Source organism: Cloacibacterium sp. (assembly GCF_047601505.1).
GTDB lineage: Bacteria > Bacteroidota > Bacteroidia > Flavobacteriales > Weeksellaceae > Cloacibacterium.
On the sequence record NZ_JASGJD010000001.1, the window covers coordinates 662,048 to 688,011 of the forward strand.

General features: G+C 33.4%; 26 protein-coding genes. 9 read left to right on the plus strand and 17 right to left on the minus strand.

From position 1 onward, the window contains the following. Position 1 precedes the first annotated feature (1 nt). Positions 2-916: a YARHG domain-containing protein gene (locus QM746_RS03070; protein ID WP_414982871.1), complete on the plus strand. Its 915-nt coding sequence runs from the start codon at positions 2-4 to the stop codon at positions 914-916. Here the strand turns inward: QM746_RS03070 and QM746_RS03075 are convergent. After that, positions 873-1,268, minus strand: a complete 396-nt coding sequence (locus QM746_RS03075) for a DUF2809 domain-containing protein (RefSeq protein WP_414982872.1) — start codon at positions 1,266-1,268, stop codon at positions 873-875. The genes QM746_RS03070 and QM746_RS03075 overlap by 44 nt on opposite strands. A 31-nt stretch (positions 1,269-1,299) precedes the next feature. On the opposite strand from QM746_RS03075, the gene QM746_RS03080 reads away from it, so the two are divergent. The 3 genes from QM746_RS03080 (at position 1,300) to QM746_RS03090 (ending at position 2,567) form a co-directional block, all read left to right on the plus strand. Beyond that, positions 1,300-1,728, plus strand: a complete 429-nt coding sequence (locus tag QM746_RS03080) for an energy transducer TonB (protein ID WP_414982873.1) — start codon at positions 1,300-1,302, stop codon at positions 1,726-1,728. Positions 1,729-1,814: 86 nt separating this feature from the next. Continuing rightward, positions 1,815-2,213, plus strand: coding sequence for an energy transducer TonB (locus QM746_RS03085; protein WP_414982874.1), 399 nt, complete (start codon positions 1,815-1,817; stop codon positions 2,211-2,213). Between the two features lie 6 nt (positions 2,214-2,219). Next, entirely contained in the window at positions 2,220-2,567 is a 348-nt protein-coding gene (locus tag QM746_RS03090) for a hypothetical protein (protein ID WP_414982875.1), read from the plus strand. A gap of 5 nt (positions 2,568-2,572) precedes the next feature. Here QM746_RS03090 and QM746_RS03095 read toward each other — a convergent pair whose 3' ends face one another. Both QM746_RS03095 and mutS read right to left on the minus strand, forming a co-directional pair. After that, complete coding sequence (locus QM746_RS03095) at positions 2,573-2,941, minus strand: hypothetical protein (RefSeq protein ID WP_414982876.1); 369 nt, start codon at positions 2,939-2,941, stop codon at positions 2,573-2,575. Further along, complete coding sequence (mutS, locus tag QM746_RS03100; protein ID WP_414982877.1) at positions 2,938-5,517, minus strand: DNA mismatch repair protein MutS; 2,580 nt, start codon at positions 5,515-5,517, stop codon at positions 2,938-2,940. The genes QM746_RS03095 and mutS overlap by 4 nt, the downstream gene beginning before the upstream one ends. Positions 5,518-5,601: 84 nt before the next feature. On the opposite strand from mutS, the gene QM746_RS03105 reads away from it, so the two are divergent. Continuing rightward, positions 5,602-6,498, plus strand: coding sequence for a bestrophin family protein (locus QM746_RS03105; protein WP_414982878.1), 897 nt, complete (start codon positions 5,602-5,604; stop codon positions 6,496-6,498). Continuing rightward, positions 6,491-7,021: an RNA methyltransferase gene (locus tag QM746_RS03110; RefSeq protein ID WP_414982879.1), complete on the plus strand. Its 531-nt coding sequence runs from the start codon at positions 6,491-6,493 to the stop codon at positions 7,019-7,021. The genes QM746_RS03105 and QM746_RS03110 overlap by 8 nt, the downstream gene beginning before the upstream one ends. Before the next feature lie 83 nt (positions 7,022-7,104). Here the strand turns inward: QM746_RS03110 and QM746_RS03115 are convergent, their stop codons facing one another. The 7 genes from QM746_RS03115 to QM746_RS03145 form a co-directional block, all read right to left on the minus strand. Continuing rightward, on the minus strand, positions 7,105-7,956 hold the full coding sequence (locus QM746_RS03115) for a neutral zinc metallopeptidase (protein WP_414982880.1): 852 nt from the start codon (positions 7,954-7,956) through the stop codon (positions 7,105-7,107). 41 nt (positions 7,957-7,997) lie between these two features. Beyond that, a complete protein-coding gene (locus tag QM746_RS03120; protein WP_414982881.1) occupies positions 7,998-10,085 on the minus strand; it encodes an LTA synthase family protein in 2,088 nt (695 codons plus the stop codon). 63 nt (positions 10,086-10,148) lie between these two features. Next, positions 10,149-10,637 carry a 6,7-dimethyl-8-ribityllumazine synthase gene (gene ribH, locus QM746_RS03125; RefSeq protein ID WP_414982882.1) on the minus strand — a complete coding sequence of 163 codons (489 nt, stop codon included), beginning with the start codon at positions 10,635-10,637 and terminating at the stop codon, positions 10,149-10,151. Between the two features lie 9 nt (positions 10,638-10,646). Continuing rightward, positions 10,647-11,357, minus strand: coding sequence for a tetratricopeptide repeat protein (locus tag QM746_RS03130; protein WP_414982883.1), 711 nt, complete (start codon positions 11,355-11,357; stop codon positions 10,647-10,649). A gap of 99 nt (positions 11,358-11,456) precedes the next feature. Continuing rightward, a complete protein-coding gene (locus QM746_RS03135) occupies positions 11,457-12,473 on the minus strand; it encodes a potassium channel family protein (protein ID WP_414982884.1) in 1,017 nt (338 codons plus the stop codon). A 123-nt stretch (positions 12,474-12,596) separates the two neighbouring features. Next, positions 12,597-13,133, minus strand: coding sequence for an adenine phosphoribosyltransferase (locus QM746_RS03140; protein ID WP_414982885.1), 537 nt, complete (start codon positions 13,131-13,133; stop codon positions 12,597-12,599). A 15-nt stretch (positions 13,134-13,148) separates the two neighbouring features. Next, the gene (locus QM746_RS03145; RefSeq protein ID WP_414982886.1) at positions 13,149-14,300 is read right to left on the minus strand and encodes a hypothetical protein; all 1,152 of its coding nucleotides are present in this window, start codon (positions 14,298-14,300) and stop codon (positions 13,149-13,151) included. Positions 14,301-15,130: 830 nt separating this feature from the next. Between QM746_RS03145 and QM746_RS03150 the strand changes: the two genes are divergently transcribed. Both QM746_RS03150 and QM746_RS03155 read left to right on the plus strand, forming a co-directional pair. Beyond that, complete coding sequence (locus QM746_RS03150) at positions 15,131-15,367, plus strand: hypothetical protein (RefSeq protein WP_414982887.1); 237 nt, start codon at positions 15,131-15,133, stop codon at positions 15,365-15,367. Next, entirely contained in the window at positions 15,368-16,024 is a 657-nt protein-coding gene (locus QM746_RS03155; RefSeq protein ID WP_414982888.1) for a hypothetical protein, read from the plus strand. A 143-nt stretch (positions 16,025-16,167) separates the two neighbouring features. On the opposite strand, the gene QM746_RS03160 is transcribed toward QM746_RS03155, so the two are convergent. From QM746_RS03160 to QM746_RS03185, 6 genes are read right to left on the minus strand one after another with little or no spacing between them, the layout of a single operon-like run. After that, the gene (locus tag QM746_RS03160; protein WP_414982889.1) at positions 16,168-17,502 is read right to left on the minus strand and encodes a quinol:cytochrome C oxidoreductase; all 1,335 of its coding nucleotides are present in this window, start codon (positions 17,500-17,502) and stop codon (positions 16,168-16,170) included. A gap of 15 nt (positions 17,503-17,517) precedes the next feature. Further along, positions 17,518-18,198: a c-type cytochrome gene (locus QM746_RS03165; protein ID WP_414982890.1), complete on the minus strand. Its 681-nt coding sequence runs from the start codon at positions 18,196-18,198 to the stop codon at positions 17,518-17,520. Continuing rightward, complete coding sequence (locus QM746_RS03170) at positions 18,191-18,712, minus strand: DUF3341 domain-containing protein (protein ID WP_414982891.1); 522 nt, start codon at positions 18,710-18,712, stop codon at positions 18,191-18,193. The genes QM746_RS03165 and QM746_RS03170 overlap by 8 nt, the downstream gene beginning before the upstream one ends. Continuing rightward, positions 18,699-20,096 (minus strand): NrfD/PsrC family molybdoenzyme membrane anchor subunit, encoded by a 1,398-nt coding sequence (gene nrfD / locus QM746_RS03175; RefSeq protein WP_414982892.1) that lies wholly within the window; start codon positions 20,094-20,096, stop codon positions 18,699-18,701. The genes QM746_RS03170 and nrfD overlap by 14 nt, the downstream gene beginning before the upstream one ends. A 20-nt stretch (positions 20,097-20,116) precedes the next feature. Beyond that, positions 20,117-23,155, minus strand: coding sequence for a TAT-variant-translocated molybdopterin oxidoreductase (locus QM746_RS03180; protein ID WP_414982893.1), 3,039 nt, complete (start codon positions 23,153-23,155; stop codon positions 20,117-20,119). A 22-nt stretch (positions 23,156-23,177) separates the two neighbouring features. Next, the gene (locus QM746_RS03185; RefSeq protein ID WP_414982894.1) at positions 23,178-24,518 is read right to left on the minus strand and encodes a c-type cytochrome; all 1,341 of its coding nucleotides are present in this window, start codon (positions 24,516-24,518) and stop codon (positions 23,178-23,180) included. A gap of 181 nt (positions 24,519-24,699) precedes the next feature. On the opposite strand from QM746_RS03185, the gene QM746_RS03190 reads away from it, so the two are divergent. Then, positions 24,700-25,209, plus strand: a complete 510-nt coding sequence (locus QM746_RS03190; protein ID WP_414982895.1) for an SPOR domain-containing protein — start codon at positions 24,700-24,702, stop codon at positions 25,207-25,209. 47 nt (positions 25,210-25,256) lie between these two features. Here the strand turns inward: QM746_RS03190 and QM746_RS03195 are convergent, their stop codons facing one another. Beyond that, complete coding sequence (locus QM746_RS03195; protein ID WP_374362657.1) at positions 25,257-25,943, minus strand: response regulator transcription factor; 687 nt, start codon at positions 25,941-25,943, stop codon at positions 25,257-25,259. Positions 25,944-25,964: the final 21 nt, after the last annotated feature.

Here is a 25,964-nt window from a genome sequence, read left to right on the forward strand (position 1 = left end):
CATGAAAAAAAATGTTCTATTAATTGTAATGAGTTTGGTTTTGTTTTCTTGCAAAAAAGAAGAAAAACCAGAACAAAAAACTATAAAAAAAGAAGAAGTTAAAATTCAAGAAATTCATAAAAAGCTGTATGGAATTTATACTGGAGATTTTTTTATGGAAGACACTGAAGAAAATTTAAATAAATATGGAGAGGCTGATTTTAGTACTAAAAAATTAAGTATAAAACTTACTAAAATTACCAAAGATAGTGTGTATGGTTATAGTGTTGTGAATGGAAATCAAAGAAAATTTAGAGGAACTTTTGATGAAAAACTTTCAAAGTTTGTTTTAAATGAAGATGGAACAGATAAATCTGATGGTAAATTTGAATTAAAATTAAAAAAAGACAGTCTTAACGGCAGTTGGCTTGCATATCAATCTAAATATGTGAAAAGTCCTGAAAAAAAGGTTCTTCTTAGAAAAAGAGATTTTAATTATAATCCAGATTTTATGCTAAAAAAAGGAAATGTAGAAGATTATGAAGAAGAAAATCCTGTAGATTGGGAAAATGGAAAATCGAAAAAACAAAGTTATGTAGATGATGAAGGCAAAACACAATATTATGAGATTACCTCTTACAGAAGTGCTTCGGATGCAGTGTATAAGATAAATGCTTCCAAAGAAAAACTTTCTGAAAAGCAGATTAAAAATCTTAGAAAATTAGATTTGGAAATTATTAAGAATGCAATCTATGCAAGACACGGATATTCTTTTAAAAAACAGACCTACCGTAATTTCTTTGAATATACAGATTGGTATGTTCCTGTTTCTAATAATGTAGATGCAGAATTAACGCCTTTAGAAAAAGAAAATATAGTGCTATTAACAAGATTTATTTCTTATGCTGAAGACCATTATGATACTTTTGGTAGATAATATGAAAAACAAAAATTATTAAACACCCAAAAGTATAACACAATATATCAATCCAAGAAAAAGAATTTCCGAGGACAATCATCGCAATTTTATTTTCTTTTAAACCAAGGAGTTCTGCAAAATGAAAATATTGTGCAAATTCTATGGCGCAAGCAAAAATAAAAACCCCAAAAATAGTTTTGGTTTTATCTATTTTAAAAAATGTTTGAATAAAAGTATAAATTAAAATCACCACCAATACATCTCCAAAATAAGCTCTTAGCCAATCTATATAAGCCAGTTTGGTGGCAATTAGAACTTCTACTATAAACAAAAAAATGGTGGCGATAAAAAATTTGTAATTAAACCTCATAAATGTTTACCTTTGATAAACAAAACACAACATGATGAGATTTATTTTATTACTAGCCATTTTTTTTGGCTTTTTAGGCTTTGGTCAGGTAAAGCCTTTAACTCCGCAAGATGTACCTGAAGAAGTGAAAAAAGTTGTTGATTGCAACACTTTGGTTTTTGTAGTTACAAAACAGCCAGAATTCCTGGGAGGTTTAAACGAATTCAGAAGTAAATTTTCAGAAAATTTTGATTCTATGGCTATTAAAGTGTCAAATGCAACTCTCAAAACCACTATTTATTTTGTTGTAGAGCCTGATGGTTCTGTTAATAGAATAAAAGCAGTGGGAGATAATGCAGAATTTAATGCAGAAGCAGAAAGAACATTAAGTTCAATAAAAGCAAAATACCAACCTGCAACTGTAAATAATTTGTCTGTTCGTTATTTACTGAGATTTCCTCTTACAATGAATTTTAAATAGTATTAAAAATAACTAAAAGGCATACAATTTTGTATGTCTTTTTTTGTGGAAAATATTTTAAACATTTATCTTTGATAAAAAAACTAATGAAACAATTTATTCTTTTTGTAGCCATACTTTTTACAGGATTTTCTTTTGGACAAACCAACTCAAGAGCAAAGAATAGTCCGCATGAGATTTATGAAAAAGTAGATAAAGATGCTACGTTCCCAGGAGGTTTAAATGCCTTCAGAAATATTTTTAGCCAAAGATTTAATGCAAACAATGTAAAAGCAAATACGAGAGTTGTTAAAACCAGTATTTCATTTATTGTAGAACGAGACGGAACAATTTCTAGCGTTAAGGCGGTTGGTCAAAATTCTAGTTTTAATTGGGAAGCCATTAATACAGTAAAGAAAATAAACATTAAATGGAAACCTGCTCTTATCAATAAACAACCTGTAAGACAACGTTATAAAATGCCTTTAACCATGAATTTTGAGTAATATAATATGAAAAAACTAATTTTATTTTTCACTTTAATTTTAAGTGGATTCATTTTTAGTCAAGATAGAAAAGCTGAATTTATTGAAGGAGAAAAACAATTGAAGAAATTAATCTATTCCAAAATCAGTGTTGATTCTCTTGATATTGATGAAGATACTGTTATAAAGTTGATTTATAAAATTGATAAAAAAGGAAAAGTGAAAAATATAGATTGTGAATCTTTTTATCCAGAAGCAAAAAAGGAATTTTTAAAAGCCGCAAAACAAATCAACCAAAAATGGAAGCCAGCCATCAAAAATGGTAAAAAAGTATATTCAGAAGTGGAGGTTTCTTTTCCTGTTGTTTTTGAATAATTTAATCAATTTTCACTTATTAAATAATTAACAGCTAGAAAACCTATTAAAGATATAATTGACGGATAGACAAATAATTCTATCATTCCTTGATCTGAAAGTCCTCCATCTATAGAAAAGAAGAAAAGATAAATAATAGTATATAATAATGCTACTTTTACAGGAGAAAGAATTATTTTGAAAAGATTCAATAAAAACAAAATAACAATTAAAATTATTATATAAATTGGTAATCCAATTATTAATATAAAGGGAACCATTCCATATTGTCCACCAGGAAAATTACCTATGAACATAATAAAAAAGTGAAGAACTAATATTAAGAAACTCAATATTAACAAGACTTTTATTTGTTCAAATTTGAAATTTTTCATTTCCCAATCATTTTCTTAATCGCATTCAGTTTCATCAATGCTTCAATCGGCGTTAAAGTATTAATGTCAATTTTTGTGAGTTCTTCTCTAATATTTTCTAAAACAGGATCGTCTAATTGGAAGAAAGAAAGTTGTAGATTTTCTTCGGTTACTCGTTTTATTTTTTCGGTAGAACCACTGTTAGAGCGAGAATTTTCCAAAGTTTTTAAAATTTCAGACGCACGATTTACTACTGTAGAAGGCATTCCTGCTAATTTAGCAACGTGAATCCCGAAACTGTGTTCGCTTCCGCCAGAAACCAACTTTCTCAAGAAAATAATATTTCCTTTGTTCTCTTTTATGGAAACATGGAAGTTTTTAATCCTCTCAAAATTCACACTCATTTCGTTGAGTTCGTGGTAATGTGTGGCAAAAAGTGTTTTCGGTTGTGTATGGTGTTGATGAAGATATTCTGCAATTGCCCAAGCAATGGAAACACCGTCATAAGTAGAAGTTCCACGCCCGATTTCGTCTAACAAAATAAGACTTCTCTCCGAAATATTATTCAAAATATTCGCTGCTTCGTTCATTTCTACCATAAAAGTAGATTCTCCCGCAGAAATATTATCAGTAGCGCCAACTCTGGTGAAAATTTTGTCTAAAATCCCAATTTCAGCATGTTTTGCAGGAACAAAACTTCCTATTTGTGCCAACAAACAAACAATGGCAGTTTGTCTCAAAATCGCAGATTTACCCGCCATGTTTGGTCCAGTAACCATGATGATTTGTTGAGAATCTTTGTCCAAAAAAACATCATTCGGGATGTATTTTTCTCCCAAAGGAAGAGATTTTTCAATAATCGGATGTCTTCCTTCTTTAATGTCAATTGAAAAAGTTTCGTTGAGGATAGGTTTGGTATAATTTTCTGAAATAGAAAGTTCTGAAAGTGCCACAGCACAATCAATTTGAGCCGTTAAACCAGAATTTTCTTGAATTTGGTCAATATAAATTAAGACATTATCACAAACTTGGCGGTACAATTGATGCTCAATTTGTGAAATTTTTTCTTCAGCACCTAAAATTTGCGTTTCATATTCCTTTAATTCTTCGGTAATATAACGTTCGGCATTTACCAAAGTTTGTTTTCTAATCCAATCTTCCGGAACTTTGTCTTTATGGGTGTTTCTAACTTCAATATAATATCCAAAAACATTGTTGAAATCAATCTTAAGAGAAGAAATTCCCGTTCTTTCGATTTCTCTTTGGCACATTTCGTCTAAGAAACCTTTGCCTTTGCTTTGAAGATTTCTCAATCTGTCCAATTCTTCCGAAACTTCAGATTTGATGACATTTCCCTTGTTGAGGTTTACAGGCAATTCTTCATTCAAATGATTTAGAAGATAAGAAATGAGTTCTTCTAAATTGTTCAAAGGTTCTAGCCAAGCCAAAAAATCGTGATGAGAACTCAATAATTCTCTTATTTTTTGAATATTTATTAAACTCTGACGAAGATAACCGAGTTCTTTCGGTGAAATTTTTTCGGCAGCGAGTTTTCCTATTAATCTGTCTAAATCTGAAATTCCTTTTAATAAATCGAGGATTTCAAATTTTAAAGAATCTTCTTTATTAAAAAATTCAATTAGAGAAAGTCTTCTGTTGATTTCGTTGACGGATTTTAAAGGCAAAATCAATCTTCGGCGAAGCAATCTTCCTCCCATTGCTGTGGATGTTTTATCAATAATATCGAGCAAAGATTTCCCTTGAAAACTACTTGAATGTACAATTTCTAAATTCCTTAAAGTGAAATTGTCCATCATCAAATAATCATCTTGAGGAATGTTTTTGATTTTGGTAATGTGCTGTAAAAGAGCGTGATGAGTGTCTTCTACTAAATACGCGAAAATAGCTCCAGCTGCTGTTATTCCCAATTTTTGTTCTTCAATTCCGAAACCTTTTAGAGATTTTGTTTTGAAGTGAGAATTAAGTTTTTCGTAGGCAAAATTGAACTGATATGCCCAATCTTCTAGCTTAAAACAGTTTTTGTTTTTAAGTTGAGAAGGAATTTCGGCAGTTCTTTGATAGATAATTTCCGAAGGATCAAAAGTATGAACTAGGTGTAAAAGTTTCTCTAAATTGCCTTCAGCAACCAAAAATTCTCCTGTGGAAATATCAACCAAAGCCATTCCGAATTTCTCTTTTTCTTTGTGAAGAGAAAGCAAAAAGTTATTTTTTTTAGAATTAAGAACTTGCTCGTTGAACGTAACGCCAGGAGTTACCAATTCTGTAACGCCTCGTTTTACAATTCCTTTCACCATTTTTGGGTCTTCCAATTGGTCGCAAATCGCAACACGCATTCCAGATCTTACCAATTTTGGTAAGTAAGAATCTACAGAATGATGAGGAAACCCCGCTAATTCTATATGACCTTCTCCGTTGGCTCTTTTGGTAAGGACAATTCCTAAAATTTGTGATGTTTTGATAGCATCTTGCCCGAAGGTTTCGTAGAAATCTCCCACTCTAAAAAGCAATAAAGCATCAGGATATTTTGCCTTAATTGTATTGTACTGAGTCATTAACGGAGTTTCTTTCTTTGCCATTCTGAAAAATTGAAATTTGAGATTGTAAATTAAAACCTTAATTTTGCTCAAAAGTACTTAAAATTTGCCTTTGCTCAAAAAATTATGAAATATTATGATACCAAAAACTGGCTCGGAATACTCTTCAGAATCAGTAAAAGTGAAACCATAAAAAAGCTTTTTTTACCGATGCTTGTAATGGGGATTTATTCTTGTATTGTGGCATTTATAGAACTAAAAGTTTTCGAAATTAACGAAAATCACTTCCTAAAAGACCTTTCTTTAATCTATTCTTTGTTGGGTTTTGTATTGTCTTTGTTATTGGTTTTCAGGACAAATACTGCTTACGACAGATGGTGGGAAGGTAGAAAACTATGGGGACAATTGGTAAATGATTCAAGGAATTTTGCGATAAAAATTAATGCTATTCTAGCAAATGATGATGATTATAATCGTTCTTTTTTTAGAAAAAGTATTTCTTATTTCCCGCATTTATTGAGCAGGCATTTATCTAAAGAATCTACAGAATTTGCTTTAGACGAAAGTTATAACGAGTTATATGATGCCGAAAAAGCTCAGCATCCGCCAGTTTCGCTTGTTAATATGATGATGAATAGGATTTTGCATTTGCATAGAGAAGATAAAATTTCGGGAGAACAAATGATTTTTTTGGATAAGCAATTAAGTGGATTTTTAGAAGTTTGTGGTGGTTGCGAGAGAATCAAAAATACGCCAATTCCGTTTTCTTATTCTTCATTTGTCAAAAAATTTATTCTCACTTATGTCTTAATTTTACCACTTTCTCAGGTTGCAACGGTTGGCTATGCTATGATTCCGCTTACCGTTTTTGTGTTTTATGTTTTGATGAGTTTAGAATTAATTGCAGAAGAAATAGAAGATCCTTTCAGTAACGATGAAAATGATTTGCCTACCGAACAAATGGCGCAAAATATTGAAAAAAACGTACAACAAATAATTTATTTAAAACCTAAAAATGACTAAAAAACTTAAATTAGAAGAACTTGGAAGAATTGATGTAGAAACTTTCAAAAAGACGGAGAAAATTCCATTGGTAGTGGTTTTAGATAACATTAGAAGTATGCATAATGTTGGTGCGGCTTTCAGAACGGCTGATGCTTTTTTGGTAGAAAAAATTATTTTGTGCGGAATTACTCCAAAACCACCTCACAGAGAAATTCACAAAGCTGCTCTTGGTGCTACAGAAAGTGTAGATTGGCAATTTTACGATAGTGTGAAAGAAGCGGTAATTGATTTAAAAACAATTGGTTATGAAGTGGTGGGGATTGAGCAAACCACTAATTCTGTGATGATTACAGATTTTGAGATTGATCAATCCAAAAAATATGCTTTGGTTTTAGGAAATGAGGTGGAAGGAATTTCTGATGAAATTTTAACGGATTTAGATGTTTGCCTCGAAATTCCACAATTGGGAACAAAACATTCTCTTAATGTTTCAGTTTGTGGAGGAATTGTAATGTGGGAGTTTTTTAAAGGTTTAAAATAAAGGATTGGCGCGAGCGAAGCGAGCGTCGATTGTTTTCAAAATATTAAATGAAAATCCCGATTTTTTCGGGATTTGGTTTTTTATTATTTTAAAAGTTGTTCAAACGTATTTCCTTCTCTTATGTCTCCAGTATCATAACCTTTTGTAAACCATTCTACTCGCTGTTGAGAGCTTCCATGTGTAAAAGCTTCTTGATTTACATAGCCAGTACTTCTTTTTTGAATATTATCATCGCCTACCGCTGCAGCTGCTTCCATAGCACTTTCTATATCTCCAGGTTCTAAGAAATGTTCTCTGTTATTGGTTTGTTTTGCCCAAACACCAGCAAAAAAATCTGCTTGTAATTCTGTAGCTACAGAAATTTTATTCATTTCTCCTTCAGAATATTGCCCGCTTCTTCTTTGTTGGTCAACTTTTTGAGTCGTTCCAAGCAATGTTTGAATATGATGTCCAATTTCGTGTGCCATTACATAAGCAACGGTAAATTCTGTAGCTTTTGCGCCAAATTTACTTTGAAGTTCACCAAAAAAACTCATATCCATATAAACGGTTTGGTCTGCAGGACAATAAAAAGGTCCCATAGAAGATTGCGCAGTTCCACAACCAGATTGTGTTACATTTTCGAAAAGAACAATTTTTGGTTTTTCGTATTGCAAACCGTTTTCGGAGAAAATTTTAGTCCAAGTTTCATTGTTCTCAAAAGAAAGCATTCTCACAAATTCTTTAATTTGTAATTCTTCTTTGGTTAATTGTCTTTGTTCTGTAGGTGCACTATTTTCTAAACCTCCACTTAAAACAGAAGAAGGGTCTCCTCCTAAAAAGAATATAATTGCTGCGATGATAAGTGTGCCAAGTCCGCCTCCTACTAACATTCCGCCACCGCCAGAGCCACGTCTGTCTTCTACATTATCTGCTCTATCGTTTGTCCATTTCATAATTATTACTTTTATAATTTATTTATAAAAATAATAAAAATTTACTTATTGAGTTTTTTTTCTTTTAACCAATAACTGGTTGCTTGGAAAGAAGAAATGGTTTGCTCTTCTAAATCTTTTCTAGCAATCTCAGAGACTAGATTTTCGGTGTAGTAAATATTATATTCTTGAATTTGGTCTTTATTCTCTTTTTGAAAAAGTTGATATTGTTTTATTTTTTTTGTAGGAGAAATAACGGTTAAGTAATTGTCTTTTACAAAACCTAAGTCCTGATAAGTTGCTATGTAAGCTCTAGGAACATAGTTTTTGGAGAAAACATCTTGTCCTAAAAATTTAGAATCATAATTAAAATGTAATAATCCAAATAGAGTAGGCATAAGGTCTATTTGAGAAGCTACCGTTCTGAATTTTTCTGGTTTAATAAAATCAGGAGCGAATATCATCCCAGGGATTCTGTATTTATCCATCGGAAGTTCTGTTTTTCCTGCGCTAGAAGCACAATGGTCTGCTACGATTACAAAAACGGTATTTTTATACCAATCTTGTTTAGCTGCCATTTCGAAAAACTTTTTCAAAGCATAATCGGTATATTTTACACCTCCATTTCTAGATTTTGAAGTGGGTGAAATGTCTATTTTTCCTTCGGGATAGGTGTAAGGACGGTGGTTAGAAACCGTCATCCAATGATGAAAGAATGGTTTTCCAGTTTTGGCATCTTTGTTCATCTCAGAAATGGCTTTTTTAGCCATATCTTCATCACAAACTCCCCAAACATTCGCAAAAGTAATTTCCTCTGGTTTAAAATTATCTCTATCTACAATTTGATAACCATTTCCTCCAAAAAAATCTTTCATATTATCAAAATAGCTATAACCTCCGTATAAAAATTTAGTAGTATAGCCTTTTGATTTGAAAACACTTCCTGTAGTGAATTTATTTTTATTTTCGTTTTCTCTTTTTATGATACTTTCTCCTGCAGTTGGCGGAATGCAAAGTGTAAGCGCTTCTAAACCACGAACAGTTCTATTCCCAGTAGCATAAAGATTGGTGAAAGCTAAACTTTGTTGAGACAAAGAATCTAAAAAAGGAGTAATTCCGTCTTTGTTGCCATATAATTTTAAGAAATCTGCGGATAAACTTTCTATAGAAATTAAAACTACATTCTTGTGAACTTCGGGCTGAATTTCAGACGTTACTTTTCTGTTTAAAGAATTGATTCCAAGCGCAGAAAGTACATTTTTTTCGGCGAGAGATTCGTCTATTGTTGGATAGAATTTGAAAAAATCTAAAGTATTATTGGTGAAAGCTTCATAGAATTTAACCATTCCATTAGCAGCAATTTCTTTTTCGAAAGTATTGCCTTTTTCATACGAAATTTTCGGAATTACGAAAATACTTATCGTTGCTAAAATAATGAAACTGAATAATAAAACGATTTTTTGTTTAAAATTCGGAAGGTCTATTAAAGTATCTTTTGTTTTCTTATAAATAAACCAAGTTGCCGATGCTGTTATGATGAAAATAATCGAAAACAACGGAATAATAGGATAACTTTCCATAATATTCCCGATTACTTCGTTGGTGTAAATAAGATAATCTACCGCAATAAAATTATAACGAACACCAAATTCATTATAGAAAAAATATTCACTTACCGCATTGAAAATAATCAATAAAACGTAAATAAATAAAGTGATGAAATATAACGAATTTCTAATTTTCAGTCTGTTTTTAGGTAAAAAAAGCATCAATGCAAAAAGGATAGTTTTTAAACCTAAGAAAATAAGGACAATTTCGATTACGCTTCCTCCATATTGTTTAAAAATATTGTTCGGAGTAAGCCAAACGTACAAAAATGCAAGTGCAAAGAGTCCTAAAATGATTTTGCCTAATGGATTTTCGTATTTCCCATTAGATAAAAACAAAAAATAAAGTGCCAAAAAACTACTGGCTAATGTGAATACAAAAATATCATTTACCAAACCAATGGAAGCCACTTTTAAGATGTCTCCAATGCTAAAATGGTCTGTAGTAATAGGATGAAAAACAAATACTAGCCTCAATAGAAATGAAACAATGAGGTAGAAGATTCCTAGTGTAAGGAAAGGTTTTATTTTTTGTAAATACATTTCTAAAAATTTGAGGTTAGCGTGTTTTTGCTTTTAAAAGCTTCTTTGACAAAAATAATGAAATTATTTATTCAAATTTCTTTTAAATTCAATCATTCTAAGTGCAGTAACGGCAGCTTCTACACCTTTATTACCCAAGTTGCCGCCACTTCTAGCGATAGATTGTTCTTTGGTGTCGTCTGTTAAAACACAAAAAATTGCCGGAGTATCGGTCATTACATTACAATCTTTGATGCCTTGAGCTACAGCGCTACAAACGTAGTCGAAATGAGGTGTTTCGCCTCTAATTACACATCCAATTGCAATTACAGCATCGTGGTTTTCTGCTGCACAAAGTTGCATTGAAGCAAAATTAAGTTCAAAAGCTCCCGGAACAGGGAATATTTCTATGTTTTCCTTTTTTACGCCTTCTTTTTCAAGAATTTCTATTGCAGCGTCTCTAAGGTTGTAGGTTACAAAATCATTCCAATCTGAAACAACAATGCCGATTCTAAAAGAATCAGCATTTGTAATTTGTAATGGTTTGTAATCCGAAAGATTTACAGTTGCCATTTTATTTTTTTAAAAGTTTTTTACCATTTCGATGTAAGCGTCAGAAGTTCCTCCGTCGTAATCTTGATATTTTTCGTCGATTGTAGAGAAATATTTTTTAGCATCATCATTCTTTTTAAGAGCCAAAGCTAGAAGACCTGCTTTTTTGGTGAAATAATAGCTTGTGTATGCATCGTCTGAAGCACTAGCAGCTTTATCCATCATAGAAAGAGCATCTTCGCTTTTGTTAAGATTTGCAAGAGCATCTCCCATTGCGCCATATTTTAACGCCATTAATATTTTATTATCAGAGCTAAATTTGTCTAACAAATCATAAGCTTCTTGATATTTTCCTTCTTTAAATTTAATAAGACCTGCATTGTAAGCAGAAAGTTTACCAGCAGCCGTACCAGAATATTGCTCGTAAGTTCCTTTGAAACCTGGGTTTGCGGCAGATTTGCCACCAAGAGCTAAATCTTCTTTACCTTCAGATAAATTCTTTTGAGCTGCTAAATAGCTAATTGTAGCTTCTTCGTTTTTCGGGTTTTCTACAAATTGTTGATATGCAAAATATCCTAAAACGCCTAAGACTAAAAGACCAAAAATAATCCCGATTTGTTTAGCATATTTTTCAATAAACATTTCCGTCTTTAGAGCCGTTTGGTCTAAGTCTTGAAATATTTCAACGGTTTCTTTTCCTTCGTTTTCTAATTGCTTTTTGCTTTTATGCTTGTCTGTCATAATTTTAAAATTGAAATGCAAAAATAATAGTTTCTGATGTGATATACAATATTTATTTTCAGTGGTTTTTCAGCAATTTGAATTTATTTTCGTTTAAAATTAATCTTGAGGATAAATTTTTTGTAATTCTTCAATCTGATGCGGTTGTCCCAATGCGAAAATACAACAGTTTTCTTCAATTATTTTAGATTCATCGGGATTTATAAGATATTCTCCAACAGAATCTTTATAGCCAACTATTTTGCAACCTGTTTTCGGGAAAATACTTAGGTCTTCTATTTTTTTTCCTATAAATTGAGTAGGAAGCTTATCGGTATAGATTTCTAAAACGTTTATTTTTTTTGTTCCTTCTAATACAATACTGTCTATAAATTCTACCAAATCTGGCGTTATAAGAAGCGAAGCCATGTGTTCGCCACCAATTTTGTCAGGCATTATTACATTTTCGGCGCCTGCTGTTTTTAGTTTTTTAATGGTATTGCTGTTAGAAGCTCTGCTTATCACTTTTATCTTAGGATTAAGTTCTTTAGACGAAATCACAATAAATAAATTGTCTGCATCAGAAGGAAGAGAAGCTATAATTCCAGATGCTTTTTCTATGCCGGCTTGTTTCAGAATGTCATCTTCAATAGCATTACCATGAATGAAAATGGTATCTGCAAATTCATCATCTCTGTTTTCTAATGGTTTCTTATCAATAATTACAAAGGGCTTTTTATGGAGAATCAATTTTCTGGCAGCTTGTCTTCCGTTTCTTCCGAAGCCACAAATGATGATGTGATTTTCTAAATTTTTCATTCTTTTTTTAATGAGATTAAATTTATATTCTTTGCCAATATTTCCACTGAATATTTCTAATGAAAGTGCTGTTAATCCGTACAAAACTGCTCCTACGCCAAATAGCATCAGAAAAATGGTGATTACTTTTCCTTCGTCTGAAAAATTATTTGGTACTTGAAATCCCACTGTTGTAAGCGTCATTACACTATACCAAATAGCATCCAAAAGGTTTAATCCTTCAGAATGTATAAAACCTATAGTTCCGAAAATGATAAATATGAAAATTGCTAAGGTGAGTATGGCAATTCTCTTATAAAGCTCTGAAAATCTTTTCATAAAAACATATTCTCTATAAAATTACAAAAAATGAAAATACATTTATTAAAAATCATTCATCTTAGTGCACAAAAAAACACCGAATAATAATCCGATGTTCTTTCTATTTTTTTTTTGAATGTATTAATAGTTAAGAATACTATAAACTTCGGCATTGAATTGTTCTAGTTTTTTCTCTCCGTTTAAATCTTTAAGACCGATTAAAAAACTAAATTGAGTGGCTTTAGCACCTTGTTTTTCTACCAATTTAGCAGCAGCTTCTGTTGTTCCGCCGGTTGCTAACAAGTCATCGTGAATAAGAACTCTTTGCCCTGGTTTCAATTGTCCTGTTTTCATTTCTATTTCGGCAGTTCCATATTCCAAGTCATATTTTTCTGAAACAAAAGGAGGTGGCAATTTGCCTTTTTTTCTAATTAAAACAAAAGGAACTTCTAGCGCAACCGCAATTGCAATACCGAAAAGATAACCTCTACTTTCAATGCCGCAAACTACATCTACTTTTTCTTTGCTAAATTTTGCCAAATCTGCTATCACTTCTTCGTAGAGTTTTGGGTCTAGGAATATTGGAGTGATATCTTTAAACTGAATTCCTTCGAGAGGAAAATCAGGGATGTTTTGAATGGTTTGTTCTAGTTTTTCAATTAGTTCTATGGAAGCCATTATACTTTTTTAAATTTATTTTTTTTGAGAAGAATTGATTTTGTAGCTGGTAATTTTCCAGCCATTTTCTGTAGCTTTTAGTCCGTAAGAAACATCTAATTCTGTAGAGTTTCCGTTTTTGTCGGTTACAGTATAGGTAGCACTTACACTTGCAGTATTGTTTGCGTTAGATTTTGTGTCAACACTTTTTACATCAAGTTTTTTTACAGTTCCAAAACCCGAATTCGGATTAGAGAACGTTTCGTAGCTTCCCCAGTTCGGATTTTCTGCTTGGCTGTATGCTCCTTTTAGATTTTGACTGTTTAGATTGCTAAGGAAATTAACGACAGTATTTTTTGGGTCTCCCAAAATTTTTCCTGCTTCTACAGGTGTTCCATCTGGGTTTACAGCATTCGGGTCTGTTTCTGTTCCGTCTGTTACAACTTCTGGTTCTAGAAGTGCTTTTCCATTCACAGGAACTCCCATTTTCGTCATTTCTAACGTTTTCTTAGATGTTTTAATAGTGATTTTAATATCTATTTTTTCATCAATAATTTTATCTTTTGGCAAAGAAGCGAAACTTACATAGAACCCTTTGAAAGTATTACTTTGCATTAGATTTTTAGAAGTCATAATTTTTTCTCCTTGACTAGAGATTACCATAATAGCTTCTAAAGCAGCTTTATCAAAATCAACTTTATTGCCGTTTCCATCCAATAATCTTGGCACTACCATCATTGCTTTTGCCCCTACAATAGTATCTACAGAAACCGGATTTACATTAATTTGAATAGAAGACGCCACAATATCATTAGGGTCTCTCTCGGATGGCGTAATATTTTGGAAAATATTCATCTCTCCTAATGACGGAGGTGCTGTGCTAGCCCAGTTGATGCCATTTTCTTTGGCAACTTTGTCTGCCATTGCAAAAATTTCGGGTACTTTTTTGCCATCCAGAAGTTTTGCCAGAGCTTTTAGTTCTGCCAAGTCTCCATCTGCTTCTACACCGAAAGTTTTTAAGATATATAAAGCTTCATTAAATTTAATCTGCTGAAGAGTAGGAAGAGATGATGTCATATCATTAATACTTTCTTGGAAAGCCTTAGTACTTTCACCATCTACAGCGTCTTTTTTACAACTTACAAGAAATAGTACCGATAAAATTGTTAGAAAAAAGAAACGTTTCATATTGTTTTTATTTTGCTACAAAAATATAAAAATCTTAAGACATTGTCTATATTTATTTTAGGATATAAAAGATGATTTTTAGGGTAAAGTAATGTCCTTTTCTATGTTTGAAATTTATTTTTTGTTCAATTTGAGTAAAAGCGAATCTGTTAAGTTTTATTTTTATTTTTTCTGAAATGAATTTTAAATTTTCAATGAATTTGTAAAACCTAAACGAAAACAAATTCACCTCGTCCCAAGTCCCGACGGCGCAAACCAAGTCTAGTTCTTATCGTCGGAAATTCCGACAGCGCAAACCAAGTTCAGTTCTTATCGTCGGAAGTCCTGACGGCGCAAACCAAGTTTAGTTCTCATCGTCGGAAGTTCCGACAGGGCAAACCAAGTCTAGTTCTTAACGTCGGAAATCCCGACAGTGCAAACCAAGTCTAATTCTTATCGTCGGAAGTTCCGACGGCGCAAACTAAGTTTAGTTCTTATCGTCGGAAATCCCGACAGGGCAAACCAAGTCTGGTTCTCATCGTCGGAAGTTCCGACAGCGCAAACCGAGTCTAGTTCTCATCGCCGGAAGTCCCGACGGGGCAAACCAAGTTTTATTGACATCGCTGGCGCGAGCATCTTGCTCGTGTCCACATTATCTATTTGAATTAATATGCAAAATTTGTATTACGGTTCATCTTTTATTTAAGCGCGAGCGTCTCGCTCGTGCTAGCAGATGTGAATCCTTTAGATTAATATTTCCAAATTTGCATAGTAAAATTTAACAGTTTAAATTTGCTTTTCATCACAGAATACATAGCCGCCAAATTATAAAAGACTAAATATAATATAAAATGACATTACAACAAGTATTAGGTGCAATTGAGGAATTTGGAAATAACAATGTTCTAATTACTCTTACAGACGACAGGACAATTCGGGGTATTTTGCAAAACGCATACGCAGGACACCAACAAGACCCAAGAGGTTACACAGAACCGTATTTTTTTGTTGTTAGAATTGACTTGACTGACAACCCGACTGAAAAATATAATTGCGAAGAAATTCTTAGTATAGTACAGATAAATTGAATGACAAAAGAAATTAATCTTACATTATATCGCTACGACATATCAAAGCCACCGACAAATTGGGATACTGATTTTTTGAGTTGTGAGTATGATACTGAGGAACACGGACATAAAAATAAAGCAGAACTATTTTTCTTTACTGATTCTTTGGACATAGCAAATGATTTAGGAAAATGTTCAGCAAAAAAACATTCTAAACCAGAATACTTTTTGACAACTACTAAAACACAAAAATTGAAACTAATTGATTTTAGTAATAGATTTAATATTTATCAAATGCTGTGCTTGTTGCACGACTTATGCATTGACGTTTTAACGAGTGACTTTAAAACCTACGAGAACAACAACCATTTTGGACAGCTGAAAAATATTTTTGAAGCCGCAGAGAAAGAAGCAGACAGCAAGAAAAAATTTGACATTATTAAAAATTTGAAAGTTCATTCCAACTCAAATTATGAGCATATTAGTTTGTTTGGACAACGACTGACTGACTTTGACAATGGGTTACATTTTAAAAAATTGGTAAAAGAAAAATATTCGGATATTGACGGATATTTATGGCGTGAATTTAATGACAACAGAGGATTTACATATTGTTTATTTGAATCAAGAAAACTCTGTCACAAGAAGACAATTAATATAAATATTGAAAGCTAGCAGCTCTACTAAGCAAAGTCTCCCGACAGCGCAAACCAATACATCACCGTTTGTATATTTTCAAAGTTATTATATTTTTAGAAAAAGAATAAAAAAAATCCCAACAAAAAGTTGGGATTGTATATATCAATTATTTTAAATAATTAGAAAGGATATTCGTAAATCTCAGATTCGTGAATAAGTGGGTTTCCTGTTGGGATAAGTTTCAATTTGGTAAGTGCAGTCATTACTACAAAAACAAATAAACCAACCATAAACAAGAACGCTCCAATTACCAATAGTGCGGTGTAAGCATTATCCCAGAATGGGCCAACTGTACCCGGCATTACCATGTTAAAGAAATCTAACCAGTGTCCTAAAATAACCAAAACAGCCATTGTAGTTACCACTTTGTAATTTCTCTTGATGCTAGAACTTACTAATACCAATAACGGTAATAAGAAGTTGATGATAAGCATTGGTAAGAAAGTGTATTTATAATACTCGAATCTGTCAAAGAAATATCTTACTTCTTCTGGTATGTTTGCGTACCAATACAACATGAATTGGTCAAACCAAAGATACGTCCACAATAAACTTGTAGCGAATAAGAATTTAGCCAAATCGTGTAAGTGATTATCATTAAATTGAGGCAAAAGACCTTTTTTCTTTAAGTGTACAGCTACTAAAATAATTGCAGCTACAGCACTAGAAAGTGTACTTACCATAGAATACCAAATGTAAAGAGTAGAGTACCAGTGTGGGTCTATTGTCATTAAGAAATCCCAAGCCCAAGCAGCAGAAGCAAATCCGAAGAATGCAATGTAACCTACGCTCCAATTATATAATTTTTTGTAGTCTGCTCTAGCTTTAGTTTCATCTAATTTTTTAGATAATTTTTTGATTTTCCAAACGAAGAAAGAAGCTCCAATTACGTAGATAAGAACTCTCACTACATAAAAAGGAATATTTAAGAATTTAGACTTTTCGTAAAGAATAATATCAAATTTAGGAGAATTAGGATTGGTTAATTCTGAATCCATCCAGTGATAAAGATGTGCAACACCGGTTACATTGAGTACGGTTAATATTAATAAAATAATACCACCTACTGGGATAAACGAAGCCACCGCTTCCATTACTCTTTGTACAATTACAGACCAACCTGCGTGTGCAGCATGCTGAATTGATAAAAAGAATAACGCACAAGCACTAATCCCGAAGAAAAGCATTGCCGCAGTTAATAAAGCTGCATAAGGTGTATTATGAACCTGATGAGTAGCATGTTCTAAATGAGCATCGTGGTCTTGAGGTCCTACTAATTCTGCAGAGTTTGTAGGAACGTGATGAGAAGTGCCACCGTGAGCAGCTTCCATCATTTCTGAAATTTTAGTGCCGTCTAATCCGTGGTTTAAAGCATAACCAATACCGAAAAGCACTAATCCAGATACGATTAGTATGATAGAATATAATCTTAATTTTGGTGAAAAACTATACATTTCTTTCTGTTTTTATTATTTAGTATTGGTTTCAGGTGTAGTAGCAGCTGGCGCTGTAGCAGCAACAGGAGCTTTAAAAGCACTCATAATATACATGGCAACTCTCCATCTATCAGCAGGAGTAAGTTGTCCTGCGTAAGAACCCATTAAGTTTCTACCATTTGTAATAACATAATGAATAGAACCTACCGTAATGTCTCTATCTTTATATGCAGGAACGCCAGAATATGCACCACTTTGCACAATAGGACCTTGTCCGTCTCCATTAGTTCCGTGACAAGCTGTACATGTGTGTTCGTACATTTTTTTACCTCTTTCGATGTCTTTTTGAAGATTTTTAGCATCTAAAGGAGAAGCTGTAACTGCTTTTGCAGCATCATAAAGAGCATTGTACTCGTCTGGAGTTTTTGGATATTTTTCTTCTGGCAATAATCCTTCTTTGTTTCTAGGAACAGTACCTTCAACAGGAGAAAGAGCAGTAGCTCCGCCGTTTTCTTTAAAAATTTCGTTTTCGTGGTCTGTATAATAACCGTCTTCTTTACTTTCAGCTTTCATTAGCGGATCATAAGCTACGGGAAAATACATATCTGGAAAATATACCAATGGTGGATTATCTTTCGGACCACAAGAGTTCAATGTAACGATTGATACTCCTAAGATGGCTGTTAATTTTAAAATATTCTTCATTTTAAGCATCTTTTACAGTTATTTCTTCAACTCCTGTATCTATCAACATTTGTTTGATAGTGTCTACATCTTCAGATACAAATTCAATTAAGAATTTATCATCCGTAGTTCTTGGGTCTGGGTTTTGAGCAGGAGCACCAGGATACATCTTATTTCTAATTACGAAAGTAAGAGACATCATGTGAGCTGCACAGAATACCATCAACTCGAACATTGGAACCACAAAAGCAGGCATGTTATGCGCCCAATCAAAAGCTGGTTTACCACCAATGTTTTGAGCCCAATCATGGTTCATCATGTACCAAGTAGTTAAAGCTCCGATGGTAACACCATAACAAGCATAGATAAATGCAGCGTCTGATATTCTGGTTTTTTTAAGCCCAAGAGCTTTATCAAGACCGTGAACTGGGAATGGAGTATATACTTCGGCAATTTCAATGCCTTTTTCTCTAAATGCTTTTACGCCGTGCATCAAATCATCGTCATCGCCGTAAAGCCCATATATTCTTTTAGTGGTGCTCATCTCCTTCTTTTGCTTTATAAGTTTCACCTGAAATTTTCAAAATAGATTTCAATTCAGCCTGTGCAATTACAGGGAATGTTCTTGCGTATAATAGGAAAAGTACTCCGAAGAAACCTATAGTTCCTAAATATACACCTACGTCAATAATCGTTGGCTTAAACATAGTCCAAGCACCTGGTAAATAGTCTCTAGAAAGGTTGATAACGATAATATCAAAACGTTCGAACCACATACCAATATTGATGATAAGCGCTACAATATATGTCCAAATAATATTTGTTCTTAATTTTTTGAACCAGAAAGAAGCAGGTACTACTAAATTACAGATAATTAGCGCCCAGAATGCCCACCAATAAGGACCGGTAGCAGCACCAGGAGATAAATATGTAAAGTCTTCGAACCTAGAACCAGAATACCATCCGATGAAATATTCTACAGCATAAGCTACAGTTACCATACCACCTGTTACGATAATTACGATGTTCATAATTTCGATGTGATAGATGGTAATATATTCTTCTAAGTGAGCTACTTTTCTAGCAACTAATAAAAGAGTTTGTACCATTGCAAATCCTGAGAAAATTGCACCAGCAACGAAATAAGGAGGATAGATTGTAGAGTGCCATCCTTTAATTACTGAAGTAGCAAAGTCAAAAGATACGGTTGTGTGTACTGAGAATACTAGTGGAGTTGCTAAACCTGCAAGAACCAATGAAAGTTCTTCGAATCTTTGCCAGTGTTTTGCTTTACCACCCCAACCGAATGCTAGGAATGTGTAAATCTTTTTAGTCCAAGGAGTTTTTGCTCTGTCTCTAATCATTGCAAAGTCTGGGATTAGCCCCATAAACCAGAATACGGTAGATACTGAGAAGTAAGTAGAGATTGCAAATACGTCCCAAAGTAGAGGAGAGTTAAAATTCGTCCAAAGAGAACCGAATTGGTTTGGCAAAGGGAATACCCAATATCCTACCCAAACTCTACCCATGTGAATTACTGGGAAGATAGCTGCCTGTACAACTGCAAAAATCGTCATTGCTTCTGCAGAACGGTTTACAGACATTCTCCATCTTTGTCTAAATAATAACAATACTGCAGAGATTAAGGTTCCTGCGTGACCAATACCTACCCACCATACAAAGTTGGTAATATCCCAACCCCAGTTGATAGTTCTGTTAAGACCCCAAGCTCCAATACCTGTACCGATGGTGTATGCAATACAACCAAATCCGTAGATAAATAGAACTAGAGCTGCCCAAAAAGAAACCCACCAGAGTTTTCCGGCTCTTTCTTCGATAGGTCTTGCAATATCTTCGGTGATATCATGATAAGTCTTGTGACCAATAATTAGCGGTTCCCTAATAGGGGCTTCGTAATGTCCTGACATGTTTTACCTATTTATATTATTTAAACGTTGTTTTCTTTTCTGTTTCTTACTTTAGTATGATAGAATACGTTTGGTTTTGTACCAATTTCTTCTAACAATACATATCTTCTTTTGTCATTGTATAATGCTCTTACTTCTGATGATTTATCATTCATATCACCAAATTTCATTGCACCAGTAGAACAAGCTTTAGAACAAGCTGTTTGTAGCTCGCCGTCTTCTATTCTTCTGCCTTCTTTTTTAGCTTCAAGAATAGTAGCCTGTGTCATTTGGATACACATAGAACATTTTTCCATTACCCCTCTAGTTCTTACTACTACATCTGGATTTAGAACCATTCTGCCTAAATCGTTATTCATGTTATAGTCGAACTTATCATTCAAGTTATAAGTAAACCAGTTGAATCTTCTTACTTTGTATGGACAGTTGTTTGCACAATATCTGGTACCAATACATCTGTTGTAAGCCATTTGGTTTTGACCTTGTTTACCGTGTGAAGTAGCAGCTACCGGACAAACAGTCTCACAAGGAGCGTGGTTACAGTGCTGACACATTACCGGTTGGAAGATTACGTCTGGGCTTTCATTAGGTTCAATTAAGATGTCATAAAGATTAGGAACATCTAAACCTCTATCAAGACCTTCTTTAACTTCAATTTTCTCTTTTGCTGAGTAGTAACGGTCTATTCTTAACCAATACATATCTCTAGACATTCTGATTTCGTCTTTACCAACTACAGGAACGTTGTTTTCTGCCTGACAAGCAATAATACAAGCTCCACAGCCGATACAAGAGTTAAGGTCTACCGAAAGATTAAAGTGAGGCCCGTCTGTATCATCAAAAGCATCCCAAAGATCTACTTTACCCATTGGTAATGTACCCTTCAATGTTTCCATTGTTAATGGTTTATTCCATTCGTTTACATCACCTTTTAGATAAGTTTCTAATGGAACTTCTTTTGCGATTTCATAACGACCCATCAATGTATTTTGAAGCTGAATACCCGCAAATTCGTGGTCATCAGCATCTGCTATTTCAATAGTAACTCCAGAAACTACCGTGTTATATCCATCAAATAGAGGATAAGCATTTACACCAGTTTCTGCAATTTTACCCGTTCCTTTTTTACCATAACCTAATGCCAAACCAACAGAACCTTCAGCCTGACCAGGTTGAATAAATACAGGAACATTTTCTATCGTTACACCATTTACTTTAAGATTTACTACAGTACCATCTAGCTGCATTCTTGCATTCAATTCATTTTCAATTTTGAATTTTTCTGCATCTTTTGGCGAAATAGTTAAATAGTTATCCCAAGCCATTCTGGTAATTGGGTCTGGTAACTCCTGAAGCCAAGGGTTGTTCGCTTGTGTACCATCTCCCATAGAAGTTTTGGTATAAAGCACCAATTCTAATTCAGAAGCTTTGAAAGCTTTTAATTCTGAAGAAGCTTTTGCAGCATCGCCTCCAGTGTAAGAAAGATTACCAGTAACGTTACCTGCGTTGAAACCATTATATAAAGCTTGATTGAAAGAAGTACCTCCTAAAATTGAAGGCGCATTTGCTTTCAAATATTCGTAATAATTGTTGGCTGCATTTCCTTTACCATTCATCCAAACCAAAAGAGAATCTTCTAGTTGTCTAGATTTGTAGATTTTTTGGATAGTAGGTTGAATTAATGAATATGCACCTGTTTGAGGAGCGATATCTGCCCAGTTTTCTAACCAATGTGTTGCAGGAATAATTACTTTTGCTTTATCAGCCAAAGCATTTTTCTTGTCTGTAACTGCAATTAGCGTTGAAACTTTAGCAAGAGCTTTCTCGAAATCTGCTCCTTTTGCGTGAGAATAAATTGGGTTTACATTGTTTGCAACTAAAACTCCAACTTGTCCAGCATTTAACCAAGCTAAAAACTCTGTAAATCTTGCGTGGTCGTATTCTTTAAGTAAATTAGCTTTACCTGTGAAAGCTTCAGAACCTAATTTTTGATTAATTAAATGAGCTAAAACATAAGCCGCTTTAGAACCATCTGCAAAAACAACCGCTTTGCTTCCTTTTGCTTGTAATTCTTTAGCAATTTCGCTAGCTACTTTGTCAGAAGAACCAGCACCAACTACAGCATTATAAACTTCTACCAAAGTTTTATTAACCGCTGAAGGTTTTTGGATAATTCTTTCATCTGCATTAGCACCCGTAAGAGACATATTAGACTCTACTTGTACGTGTCTTAGCATTTTTTCGCTAGGTTTTCTAGCAGCAGCATAAGAAGTTTCAAGGCTAGATGCGTTGTAATCTCCTAAGAAATCTGCTTGGAAAGAAACTACCAATTCTGATGTTGATAAATCATAAACTGGTAAAGCTCTGTTCCCGAAAACTTCTTGCGCAGCATCTAATGCAGCAGCATAAGTGTATGCGTCGTATGTTACTAACTCAGCGTTAGGATATTTAGTTTTGAAATCTCCAAACAATTTTTTGAAAGTTGGAGAAGGATAAGAATGAGAAAGAACTACAATCTTTTTATTAGCAGCTTGAGCAGCAACTAAAGCTTTAATTACTTCGTCATCTACCTTATCGAAAATTGCTTCAGAACCATCTAATTGTGGTTGTTTCACTTTATCGTTATCATAAAGAGAAAGTACACTAGCCTGAGCTCTTGCATTAGTTTTACCTAAATCTTTAGCAGCAGGATTTGGTTCTATTTTGATAGGTCTTCCTTCTCTGGTTTTTACTAAAACGCTAGCAAAATCAAAACCATCAAAATAAGTAGATGCATAATAATTAGGAATTCCAGGAATTATGCTGTGAGGTTTTACCACATAAGGAATTGTTTTAACAACCGGAGCTTCGCAAGCAGCCAAAGTAACCGCAGCAGTAGAGAAACCTAAAAGCTTAAGGAAATCTCTTCTAGAAGTTCCAGAATTGTTCATCTTATCGGCATCACCCAAGAACTCATCCACAGGAATTTCGTTTTGAAACTCTTTCTGTGCCAATTTCGCATTTAGCGATTGGTCTTTAAGTTCGTGAATACTTCTGAATTGTATTTTATTTGAAGCCATTTATACTTCTAATTTTCTGTTATTAATAATGACATTTACCACACTCTAAACCGCCTATTGCATCTACAGTAATTTTGGTGTCTTTACCATACTGTTTTTTAAGTTTGTCATGCAATTTTTGGTAGTATTCTTTGTTATAATCGTTTGTCATGTCTACTTCTGTAGTTCTGTGACATTCGATACACCAACCCATTGTAAAGTTGTTTGCCATTTGTAATTTATCCATTTCTGGAACTTGACCATGACAAGCTTTACATACCACGTCTACTTTTTTAGCTTTCATGATGGTTTGCTCACCAGCTACTACGTGTTGAGAGTGGTTAAAGTATACAAAATCTGGCATATTGTGAATTCTAACCCAAGCTATTGGTTTAGTTTTCCCGGTATAAGTTTGAGAAGCCTCATCCCAGCCAGCAGCTTCATATATTTTTTTGATTTGGGCAGTATAGAAAGCTCTATCTTTACCTTCTTCGATGTATTTGCCTTTGTATTCTGAAATACCTTTATGGCAGTTCATACATACGTTTACAGAAGGAATTTCTGAAACTTTACCATACTTAGCTCCTGAGTGACATAATTGACAATCAATTTTGTTTTCTCCTGCGTGGATTTTGTGAGAGAAATAAATAGGCTGATCTGGTTGATAACCTTTATAAACGCCTACCCACATTAGCCAGTTCCAAATTCCGTACAGAGCAAGAACAGCAAGTAATCCCATTACAGTTTTTCCGAAAGTCTGATATTTGTTGTAGAACTCTCCAACAGAATGAATTCTGGTAGCGTCTAGCTCAGAAATTTCATCAGATTTTCTCTGTAATTTTACAAGTTGACTAAGTTTTAATAGAATCCAAAGAAGTAATCCAGCTATAGAAACCAGAGAAACTAAGATAATAGAAGATAAGTTTTTCTCTTCTTGAGCCGCTTTTTGCGCTTCAGGAGAATTAGCTGCGTCTTCTGCTACAGGTTCTTCTTTTGGAGGGTTAGTGGTGTATTCAAGAATATCTGCGATATCTTGCTCAGAAAGACTCGGGAATTGAGTCATTTCCACTTTGTTGTATTTGTTAAAGAGTTCATTCGCATACTTATCGCCAGAAGCTCTAAGTGCTTTGTTGTCTTTAATCCACTTTTGGAACCAATCTACACCTAAATTTTGTTCCTTTTTAACTTTTTCCACTACACCGCCTAATGCAGGACCTACCACTTGCTTGTCTAGTGCGTGACACGCAGTACAATTGGTTTTAAAAAGAGTTTGTCCCTTTTTAGCGTCCCCTTTTAGATCTTGGGCGTAAATAGAAGCACTGGTTGTTAAGAGCAAACTTACTGCCAACAACACATTCTTGTAATGCTTTCTCCAACTAATCATTTAAATAATCTTGGGTTAATACTATTGAGTTTACATTCAATTCCGCAAAAATAATACTTTAACACAATATTAAGAGTAGCTTTCCATGTATTTTATCATTTTTGCTCAATTTATAACGATTCTAAATTACTATATTTGGTATAATTTTTATTTGTATTAATTTTGCTAAAAATATTTTTTAATGAACAAGATTATAAGAATAGTAGGTTTATTCGCTTTTTTAGGTTTTTATACAATTGAAGCACAGCAAGTTGTAAAAAAAGATACAATGAAAGGTACAGAGCTTACTATAACAATGGACACTAAAGTAGATGGACTTTTAAATGATTTAGAAGGGAAGTGCGATAAGGTAGAAGCTATCGAAAATAAACCTGCAACTAAGATAGAAGTAAGTAATAAAGCTAAAACTACGGCAGAAATCTGTAGAGATAATCCTAGAATTATGGGATTCAAGATTCAAGTTTCTGTAGTAAAGTCTAACGAAGAGTCTAATGAAGTAAAAACTTATTTCAGGTCTAAATTTCCTAATATTAAAGTGATTACAGATGCTTCTTTAAGACCTAATTATAAGGTTTTAGCAGGGAGTTATTTTTCTAAGCAATCTGCAGCTGCAGATTTAGCTAAAGTGAGACAGATTTTTAAAGATGCTAGAACAGTAGAGTATAATATCTTTTGTGTAGAAGGTAAATAAAATAAAAAAAAACTCAGAGAAATCTGAGTTTTTTTATGCTTTGTTTTTTAATTTTTAACTAACAATCTGAAACCTTCACCGTGTACGTTGATGATTTCTAAACCTTCGTCGTCTTTCAATAATTTTCTAAGTTTAGCGATGTAAACATCCATACTTCTTGCGGTGAAATAATTCTCTTTTTTCCAGATTTTTCTCAAGGCAAGGTCTCTTGGCATGAAATCGTTTCTGTGGATGCAAAGTAATTTTAGCAATTCGTTTTCTTTTGGCGAAAGTTTGTATTCGTTATCGCCAACTCTTAATTGTCTAAGAACAGAATCAAAGAAGATATTACTTATTTTGAATTGTTCTTGTTCTTCGTCTTCTATTACTGCACTTCTTTGGAGAATTGCTTTTATTTTGTAAAGAAGAAGTTCTGTGTCAAATGGTTTTGTGATATAATCGTCTGCGCCAATTTGGTAACCTTTTAGTACGTCTTCTCTTTGGTTTCTTGCCGTTAAGAAAATAATAGGTGTGTTTTTATCTATTTTTCTTACATCCTCAGCTAGAGAAAACCCGTCTTTTTTTGGCATCATCACATCAAAAATGCAGATGTCAAATTCTTTTTCTGTAAATTCTTTTAAACCTAGTTCTCCGTCAATTGCCAAGGTTACATCAAAGTTGTTAATCATTAAATAGTCCTTAAGAACTGCACCGAAACTTTGGTCGTCTTCTACTAATAAAATTCTATTGCTCATAATATCTGGTGTTTTATTTTT

What these genes read in the sequence shown, in the direction of transcription:
- QM746_RS03070 (WP_414982871.1), top strand. Translation starts at nt 2, where the DNA reads ATGAAAAAAAATGTTCTATTAATTGTAATGAGTTTGGTTTTGTTTTCT.
- QM746_RS03075 (WP_414982872.1), bottom strand. Translation starts at nt 1,268, where the DNA reads ATGAGGTTTAATTACAAATTTTTTATCGCCACCATTTTTTTGTTTATA.
- QM746_RS03080 (WP_414982873.1), top strand. Translation starts at nt 1,300, where the DNA reads ATGATGAGATTTATTTTATTACTAGCCATTTTTTTTGGCTTTTTAGGC.
- QM746_RS03085 (WP_414982874.1), top strand. Translation starts at nt 1,815, where the DNA reads ATGAAACAATTTATTCTTTTTGTAGCCATACTTTTTACAGGATTTTCT.
- QM746_RS03090 (WP_414982875.1), top strand. Translation starts at nt 2,220, where the DNA reads ATGAAAAAACTAATTTTATTTTTCACTTTAATTTTAAGTGGATTCATT.
- QM746_RS03095 (WP_414982876.1), bottom strand. Translation starts at nt 2,941, where the DNA reads ATGAAAAATTTCAAATTTGAACAAATAAAAGTCTTGTTAATATTGAGT.
- mutS (WP_414982877.1), bottom strand. Translation starts at nt 5,517, where the DNA reads ATGGCAAAGAAAGAAACTCCGTTAATGACTCAGTACAATACAATTAAG.
- QM746_RS03105 (WP_414982878.1), top strand. Translation starts at nt 5,602, where the DNA reads ATGAAATATTATGATACCAAAAACTGGCTCGGAATACTCTTCAGAATC.
- QM746_RS03110 (WP_414982879.1), top strand. Translation starts at nt 6,491, where the DNA reads ATGACTAAAAAACTTAAATTAGAAGAACTTGGAAGAATTGATGTAGAA.
- QM746_RS03115 (WP_414982880.1), bottom strand. Translation starts at nt 7,956, where the DNA reads ATGAAATGGACAAACGATAGAGCAGATAATGTAGAAGACAGACGTGGC.
- QM746_RS03120 (WP_414982881.1), bottom strand. Translation starts at nt 10,085, where the DNA reads ATGTATTTACAAAAAATAAAACCTTTCCTTACACTAGGAATCTTCTAC.
- ribH (WP_414982882.1), bottom strand. Translation starts at nt 10,637, where the DNA reads ATGGCAACTGTAAATCTTTCGGATTACAAACCATTACAAATTACAAAT.
- QM746_RS03130 (WP_414982883.1), bottom strand. Translation starts at nt 11,357, where the DNA reads ATGACAGACAAGCATAAAAGCAAAAAGCAATTAGAAAACGAAGGAAAA.
- QM746_RS03135 (WP_414982884.1), bottom strand. Translation starts at nt 12,473, where the DNA reads ATGAAAAGATTTTCAGAGCTTTATAAGAGAATTGCCATACTCACCTTA.
- QM746_RS03140 (WP_414982885.1), bottom strand. Translation starts at nt 13,133, where the DNA reads ATGGCTTCCATAGAACTAATTGAAAAACTAGAACAAACCATTCAAAAC.
- QM746_RS03145 (WP_414982886.1), bottom strand. Translation starts at nt 14,300, where the DNA reads ATGAAACGTTTCTTTTTTCTAACAATTTTATCGGTACTATTTCTTGTA.
- QM746_RS03150 (WP_414982887.1), top strand. Translation starts at nt 15,131, where the DNA reads ATGACATTACAACAAGTATTAGGTGCAATTGAGGAATTTGGAAATAAC.
- QM746_RS03155 (WP_414982888.1), top strand. Translation starts at nt 15,368, where the DNA reads ATGACAAAAGAAATTAATCTTACATTATATCGCTACGACATATCAAAG.
- QM746_RS03160 (WP_414982889.1), bottom strand. Translation starts at nt 17,502, where the DNA reads ATGTATAGTTTTTCACCAAAATTAAGATTATATTCTATCATACTAATC.
- QM746_RS03165 (WP_414982890.1), bottom strand. Translation starts at nt 18,198, where the DNA reads ATGCTTAAAATGAAGAATATTTTAAAATTAACAGCCATCTTAGGAGTA.
- QM746_RS03170 (WP_414982891.1), bottom strand. Translation starts at nt 18,712, where the DNA reads ATGAGCACCACTAAAAGAATATATGGGCTTTACGGCGATGACGATGAT.
- nrfD (WP_414982892.1), bottom strand. Translation starts at nt 20,096, where the DNA reads ATGTCAGGACATTACGAAGCCCCTATTAGGGAACCGCTAATTATTGGT.
- QM746_RS03180 (WP_414982893.1), bottom strand. Translation starts at nt 23,155, where the DNA reads ATGGCTTCAAATAAAATACAATTCAGAAGTATTCACGAACTTAAAGAC.
- QM746_RS03185 (WP_414982894.1), bottom strand. Translation starts at nt 24,518, where the DNA reads ATGATTAGTTGGAGAAAGCATTACAAGAATGTGTTGTTGGCAGTAAGT.
- QM746_RS03190 (WP_414982895.1), top strand. Translation starts at nt 24,700, where the DNA reads ATGAACAAGATTATAAGAATAGTAGGTTTATTCGCTTTTTTAGGTTTT.
- QM746_RS03195 (WP_374362657.1), bottom strand. Translation starts at nt 25,943, where the DNA reads ATGAGCAATAGAATTTTATTAGTAGAAGACGACCAAAGTTTCGGTGCA.